Consider the following 7,035-nt stretch of genomic DNA (forward strand, 5'->3'; position numbering starts at 1 on the left):
TCGTAACGCTTAGAATGAAAAGGGCTCTTGGCTTTGAAAAGCAATTGCCTCGGCTAGTTTAGTCTTAAATTCATGCCCTGAGCGGTCACAAACCCAATGACCTTGTTTATAATCATAATGGTACCCACCCTGTTTAGTTGCTAACCATATTTGGTGGAATGCCTCTTGTTTGTTGATAATAATTTTACTGCCATCTTCAAAACTAAGCGTCATCACACCACCATTGATTTCACAATCAATATCGGCATCACCCTCATAGTTATCTAAATGCTCTTCGATGCTGCTTAGTAGCGTTTCGGCTAGCTGATGAAATTCGCTGTCATTCACGATTAATTTCCTGTTTGCTCACAATGGTTTAATTGAAATTATTATTGTTAATTGAAATTATAGGAGGGAACCTACATTGGGGTCAATCTAAGCATACCCACTAAAAATTTCAGACTAAATTTAGCCTAAAGTATATAATATCAGCATGCTGGATAAACAGGCGTGATTTGCGAGGCCACTCCTGTTATTGTGTAAAATATCAGATGTCAAAAGTAAGTATTACGGGCGAAAAAGAATGAAAAAAAGTTTAATTGGGCTTAGTGCACTAGTTGTTTTATTTACCCTTTCTGGCTGTGGCTTAAAAGGCCCGTTGTATTTTCCGCCAGAAGAAACTGCAGCTCCGGCTAAGGCATCTGATGTGCAACCTACCGCACAAGACAGTACTGCCAAAGAGCCGGTTCAAACCACAAATAATCAGTAAGTCGCCTCTATGGAGCGTGAAATGCAATTTTCTAAAATGCATGGCTTAGGCAATGACTTCATGGTTGTCGATGGTGTTACACAAAATGTGTATTTTTCGCCTGAATTGATTTGTCGGTTAGCAGATAGGCACACAGGCGTTGGGTTCGATCAACTACTATTAGTTGAAGCTCCTTATGACCCTGACCTTGATTTTCATTATCGTATTTTTAATGCGGATGGCAGTGAAGTTGCACAATGTGGCAATGGAGCCCGTTGTTTTGCTCGTTTTGTTAGGCTCAAAGGCTTAACGAATAAGCAAAAAATTAAAGTCAGTACTCAGTCCGGCCGTATGACATTAACCATAAATGAGAATGATGATGTCAGCGTTAATATGGGCGAACCTGATTTTGAACCGCAGAGAGTGCCATTTCGCGCCGTCAAAGAAGAAAAGACCTATATTATTCGAGCACAAGAACGTACAGTGTTGTGTGGGGTTGTCTCAATGGGTAACCCGCATTGTGTGATTCAAGTTGAAAGTATTCATACGGCAGAAGTCGAAGTTTTAGGCCCCGCTTTAGAAAATCATGAGCGTTTTCCAGAACGTGCCAATATTGGTTTTATGGAAATTATCAGCGCTGACCACATTCGCTTGCGTGTTTATGAACGCGGGGCTGGGGAAACTCAAGCTTGTGGTAGCGGAGCATGCGCGGCTGTCGCAGTTGGAATTACTCAAGGGCTACTGGCTAAGCGGGTCAAAGTCGATTTGCCGGGGGGCTCATTAGATATCGCGTGGGAAGGCCCAGGGTCGCCACTTTATATGACAGGCCCTGCAACGCATGTTTATGACGGAGTCATTCAACTCTAATTTTGAATAGCTGAAGAGGGAAAAATGGATAAAACCAAAAAAGCACAGGAGTTGGTTCATCAGATTGATGAGCTCGATGTCGTGCGCTACTTAACGGAAAACCCCTATTTTTTTCTTCGTAATGCACAACTGTTGGAGCAACTAAAAGTCCCACATGTCGTGCGGGAAGCGATTTCATTGCCTGAGTTAGTGATGAGCCGTCAACGGTTGAAAATCAAAGAGCTCGAACAAGATATTCGTTTTATGGTTGAACAAGCTCATGAAAATGTGGAGCTTTTTGAAGAGTTGTTAGTGTTGGTGATTGAAATGTCATCAGCAGAAAGTTTACAGCAAATGCTGTTAGCACTAAATCGTTGGGCAAAAAGACTGGGTTTATCCGGTGCTCAGGTACGCTTGTTTAGCGATAGCTGGCATTTGTCCGCACCTATGGATGCACATCAATTAGTTATTTCTCGTCGTGTCTTTGAACCCGTAAGAATTCAACGGTTTGGCGATAACCGTAACTACCTCGGTCGGCTAAATGGCCCTGAAATCCAACTACTTTTACCGGATGCATTAAATGTCGGCTCAGTCGCTATTTCACTGTTTGGTCATCACGGTGAATCAGGTATGGTCATTTTTACTAGCCGGGATCGTGAACACTATCAACATGATATGGGAACAGTCATGTTGGAAAAAGTCGCTCAAATTCTACCGAGGTTATTATGCCAATGGATAGAACGCCTGTAAAAAATCAGCCAGAAGGGCTGATGAGCCAAATTGAAGCTTTTCTGCATTATTTGCGAGTTGAACGCCGGCTAAGCCCTGTTACTATCACTAATTATCGCCGCCAACTCAGCGTTATCGTGGAAATGTTAGCCTCCTTAGATATCCACGAATGGCAAAAAGTGGATACGACTATTGTGCGCAATGTTGCCGCTAAAAGTCGTAAATCGGGCTTGCAAGCGGCAAGTATGGCGTTGCGGTTATCATCGCTGCGTAGTTTTTTTGATTGGATGGTTCATCAAGGGGAACTACCAGCAAACCCGGCAAAAGCAATTCATGCCCCTAAGTCCAAAAAGCGTCTCCCTAAAAATATGGATGTGGATGAAGTTTCCCAACTGTTGAATATGGATAGTGGCGACCCCCTTGTTGTACGTGACCGAACAATGCTTGAAGTGATGTACGGCGCGGGGTTACGTTTATCTGAGCTCGTTGGGCTGGACGTTCGTCATCTTGATTTAAATACGGGTGAAGTGTGGGTGATGGGAAAAGGGAGCAAAGAGCGCAGAGTGCCAATGGGTAAAACAGCGGTGAGCTGGCTGCAGCGTTGGCTTGAGATGCGAGAACTCTATGACCCTGAAGATGATGCTGTTTTTATCTCAACCCAAAGTGGTAAACGTATTTCGAATCGGAACGTACAGAAACGTTTTGAGCAATGGGGAATAAAACAAGGGGTTAATAGCCACATTAATCCCCATAAATTACGCCACTCTTTTGCGACACATATCCTTGAATCAAGTGGGAATTTACGTGGAGTGCAAGAACTTCTTGGGCATGCAAATTTATCGACGACACAAATCTATACGCACCTTGATTTTCAGCACTTAGCAAACGTTTATGATGTGGCTCATCCGAGAGCAAAGAGGGAGAAACCTTAATGCATTTTTACCGTCCGTTATCACCCATTTTGGCGATCACGTTTGATTTGGATGACACGCTTTACGATAACCATCCCGTTATTGATAAAACGGAAGAAGAAGTTTTACGTTTTGTTCGTGAATATGATCCGCGCTTTAATCATTTTAAGAATGAAGATCTTTATGCTTTTCGGCGTCTTGTTGAAGAACAAGAGCCTGATATTTATCATGATATATCACGCTGGCGTTGGCTTTCTTCCAAAATGATGCTTTGCCATTATGGTTACTCGAAAGAAGCCGCACAAAAAGGGGCGGATGATATCATGGCGCACTTCACATATTGGCGAAATAGAATCGATATCCCACAATCCACCCATGAAACACTGCGTCAGCTCGCAGAGAAAGTTCCGCTGGTGGCGATTACTAATGGAAATGCAGAGCCTGAAGCATGTGGGTTAGGCCAATATTTTCAATTTGTATTGAAAGCAGGGCCCGACGGCCGCTCAAAGCCATTTTGTGATATGTATCGTTTAGCTGCGAAGCGGCTTGAGATGGAGCCACAGTTTATTCTTCATGTTGGGGATAACTTGCTGACGGATGTTGAAGGTGCAATTAACAGCGGTATGCAAGCCTGCTGGATCAACACAAATCAAAAAACACTGATGGAAGAGAAAGAGGTGCGTTTATTACCGCATGTGGAAATTTCGCGGTTGGATTCTCTCTTATCATTGGTATAATCATTTACTGTATAAAAAAACAGTGGCACTCGCCATTGTCAATAACCTCACAGTGGTGTTAGCCACTGTTTTGCTTTGATGGTAACTATGGACGTCTCTTATCTGCTTGAAGGTCTTAATGACAAACAGCGCGAAGCGGTTGCCGCACCGCGTACCAATTTACTTGTCCTTGCGGGGGCGGGTAGTGGTAAAACTCGGGTGCTAGTGCATCGAATCGCATGGCTGATGTCTGTGGAAAATGCTTCTCCATTTTCAATTATGGCAGTGACGTTCACGAACAAAGCAGCGGCAGAGATGCGGCACAGAATCAATCAATTGATTGGAACCAGTGAAGGCGGTATGTGGATAGGAACATTCCACGGTTTAGCGCATCGTTTATTACGCCAACACTATATGGATGCCAATTTACCCCAAGATTTCCAAATTCTCGATAGCGATGACCAATACCGTTTAATTCGTCGTTTACTTAAAGCGATGAATTTAGATGAAAAACAATGGCCACCACGTCAGGGGATGTGGTACATCAATGGTAAAAAAGATGAGGGTCTGCGTCCTCAGCACATTGAAGCTTACGGAAACCCAGTCGAAGCCACATGGCTAAAAGTATACCAAGCTTACCAAGAAGCCTGTGATAGAGCCGGGCTCGTGGATTTTGCTGAGCTACTATTACGTGCCCATGAACTGTGGTTAAACAAGCCTCATGTATTGCAGCATTATCGTGAGCGTTTTACCAATATTCTTGTCGATGAATTCCAAGATACCAATAATATTCAATATGCATGGATCCGTGTACTCGCGGGGGATACAGGCAAAGTCATGATTGTTGGTGATGATGACCAGTCAATCTATGGTTGGCGTGGCGCTCAAGTCGAAAATATCCAGCGCTTTCTTAATGATTTTCCTGGTGCAGAAACTATCCGTCTTGAGCAAAACTATCGCTCAACGAATAATATATTAAAAGCAGCGAATACATTGATCGCGAATAATAGTGACCGCTTAGGAAAAAATTTATGGACGGAAGGTGGAGATGGCGAGCCAATTTCCCTCTATTGTGCTTTTAATGAGTTAGATGAAGCCCGCTATGTGGTTGGGCGTATTAAGCAATGGCATGAAAATGGGGGAGCTTTACAAGATTGCGCGATGCTGTACCGTAGTAATGCCCAGTCTCGTGTATTGGAAGAAGCGCTCATCCAAAGTGCTATGCCATATCGTATCTATGGTGGGCAACGTTTCTTTGAACGCCAAGAAATCAAAGATGCGCTTTCTTATTTAAGGCTGATCGCAAACCGCAATGATGATGCCTCCTTTGAACGGGTGGTCAATACACCAACACGTGGGATTGGGGACAGAACGTTAGATACTGTTCGCCAAACTGCACGGGATCAACAACTGACATTATGGGAAAGTTGTGAGTACTTACTTCGCGAGCAGGTTTTGGGAGGGCGGGCAGCCGCTGCAATTGAGCGTTTCTTAGAATTAGTCGATGCATTAGCTAAAGAAACCCAAGACATGCCATTACATGTTCAAGCTGATCGAGTGATTAATGACTCAGGCTTACGAGCGATGTATGAACAAGAAAAAGGTGAAAAAGCACAGGCACGTATTGAAAACTTGGAAGAGCTAGTCAACGCGACTCGTGACTTTAGTTATCAAGATGAAGACCAAGATTTAATGCCATTACAGGCTTTTCTTTCTCATGCGGCATTGGAAGCTGGGGATGGGCAGGCGGATGTCAGCCAAGATGCTGTTCAATTAATGACTTTGCATTCAGCTAAAGGCCTAGAGTTTCCAGTTGTATTCATTGTGGGAATGGAAGAAGGTATGTTCCCAAGCCAGATGTCGATGGATGAAAGCGGTCGCCTTGAAGAAGAGCGTCGCCTTGCCTATGTCGGTATTACCCGAGCAATGGAAAAACTCACGATCACCTACGCTGAAAGCCGTCGGTTATATGGTAAAGAAGTTTATCACCGTCCTTCACGTTTTATCGGTGAATTACCCACCGAGTGTGTGGAAGAAGTACGTTTAAGAGCGACAGTTTCTCGTCCTGTTAGCCACCAGCGTCTTGGAACCCCGATTAGCCAAAATGATTCGGGTTATTCGTTAGGCCAACGAGTGATGCACCCAAAATTTGGTGAAGGCACAATTATTAATTTAGAAGGTAGTGGCGAGCACTGTCGTCTACAAATCGCTTTTCAAGGGCAAGGGATTAAATGGCTGGTGGCATCATATGCTCGCTTAGAAAATTTATAATTTTATATTATAGATATCAACATCTTCATATATATTTGGTGGTGTTGATATAACAATAATAAATATAATTGTTAGGGTTATTAACCTTTAATTAATAATATTTATTAAACCTAATCTCTTCTTTTTTATTATATTAATAATAAATTAGTTATGTTTTTATAAATAAGATAGCATTTTAATTGCCAAGATTAATTGGCGATTTTTTATTTATTAAGAGGCTAGGTATGAATATCAATTTTGATTTGAATAATGCTAAGTTCCAACGAATAGAGCGGTTGATGCAGTCAATCGAAAACAGATTAAAGCGTATGATTGACTTGGAAAAGGCGATAGGTCGTAACTTCACTGAGATAGATAATCAGTATTGGGATAACAGATCTGATATATCCGAGAAAGTTACAATGGGTTTATATCGTAAGAATAACTTTGTAAGTCGTAAGGTTTCTTTACATAAAGAAACCTTTCTAAAAATGAATGAGCTAATTGCAACAACGAAGAAAACCATCATAAATGATCAGGCTTATTTTTCTCGTGATAACACAACGTTTAATAACTTAGATATGAATAATATACATTTATATAATTCTCCAATTAATAATTGGATAAAAGTAAAAAACGACCATGTTGTTAGTGATGACCTTACCAATAAAATATTGCAAGCGAAAATCTCACACAAATTCATAGTGCCATTAGAACCTGATGCGGTAAAAAATATTGTTCAATTAAATAATCAGTCCAAACATATTAATAATGCACTCGCTGAAATTGAGCAGTTACAACAGGAGCTAATTATTGATTATAAGAAAACAAGAAATGAAACGATTAATAAAGAAGG

General features: G+C 41.9%; 8 protein-coding genes. 7 read left to right on the forward strand and 1 reads right to left on the reverse strand.

The features are described 5' to 3' along the window. Positions 1–9: 9 nt before the first annotated feature. Entirely contained in the window at positions 10–327 is a 318-nt protein-coding gene (cyaY, locus tag PSF67_RS19555) for an iron donor protein CyaY (RefSeq protein WP_166263947.1), read from the reverse strand. Positions 328–562: 235 nt separating this feature from the next. On the opposite strand from cyaY, the gene lptM reads away from it, so the two are divergent. From lptM to PSF67_RS19590, 7 genes are all read left to right on the forward strand, one after another. Beyond that, positions 563–748, forward strand: coding sequence for an LPS translocon maturation chaperone LptM (gene lptM / locus PSF67_RS19560; RefSeq protein WP_272677503.1), 186 nt, complete (start codon positions 563–565; stop codon positions 746–748). A gap of 21 nt (positions 749–769) precedes the next feature. Then, positions 770–1,594, forward strand: a complete 825-nt coding sequence (gene dapF, locus PSF67_RS19565) for a diaminopimelate epimerase (RefSeq protein WP_102139884.1) — start codon at positions 770–772, stop codon at positions 1,592–1,594. 24 nt (positions 1,595–1,618) lie between these two features. Next, entirely contained in the window at positions 1,619–2,323 is a 705-nt protein-coding gene (locus tag PSF67_RS19570; RefSeq protein ID WP_102139910.1) for a DUF484 family protein, read from the forward strand. Continuing rightward, a complete protein-coding gene (xerC, locus tag PSF67_RS19575) occupies positions 2,305–3,234 on the forward strand; it encodes a tyrosine recombinase XerC (protein WP_272677504.1) in 930 nt (309 codons plus the stop codon). The genes PSF67_RS19570 and xerC overlap by 19 nt, the downstream gene beginning before the upstream one ends. After that, on the forward strand, positions 3,234–3,950 hold the full coding sequence (gene yigB, locus PSF67_RS19580; protein ID WP_210843089.1) for a 5-amino-6-(5-phospho-D-ribitylamino)uracil phosphatase YigB: 717 nt from the start codon (positions 3,234–3,236) through the stop codon (positions 3,948–3,950). Before xerC ends, yigB begins: the two co-directional genes overlap by 1 nt. Positions 3,951–4,028: 78 nt before the next feature. Beyond that, the gene (uvrD, locus tag PSF67_RS19585) at positions 4,029–6,200 is read left to right on the forward strand and encodes a DNA helicase II (RefSeq protein ID WP_231068266.1); all 2,172 of its coding nucleotides are present in this window, start codon (positions 4,029–4,031) and stop codon (positions 6,198–6,200) included. A 224-nt stretch (positions 6,201–6,424) separates the two neighbouring features. Beyond that, positions 6,425–7,035: hypothetical protein (locus PSF67_RS19590; RefSeq protein WP_272677505.1), on the forward strand; the 611-nt coding region annotated here is incomplete at its 3' end.

This window comes from Providencia sp. PROV076, from assembly GCF_028483405.1.
Taxonomy (GTDB): domain Bacteria; phylum Pseudomonadota; class Gammaproteobacteria; order Enterobacterales; family Enterobacteriaceae; genus Providencia; species Providencia huaxiensis.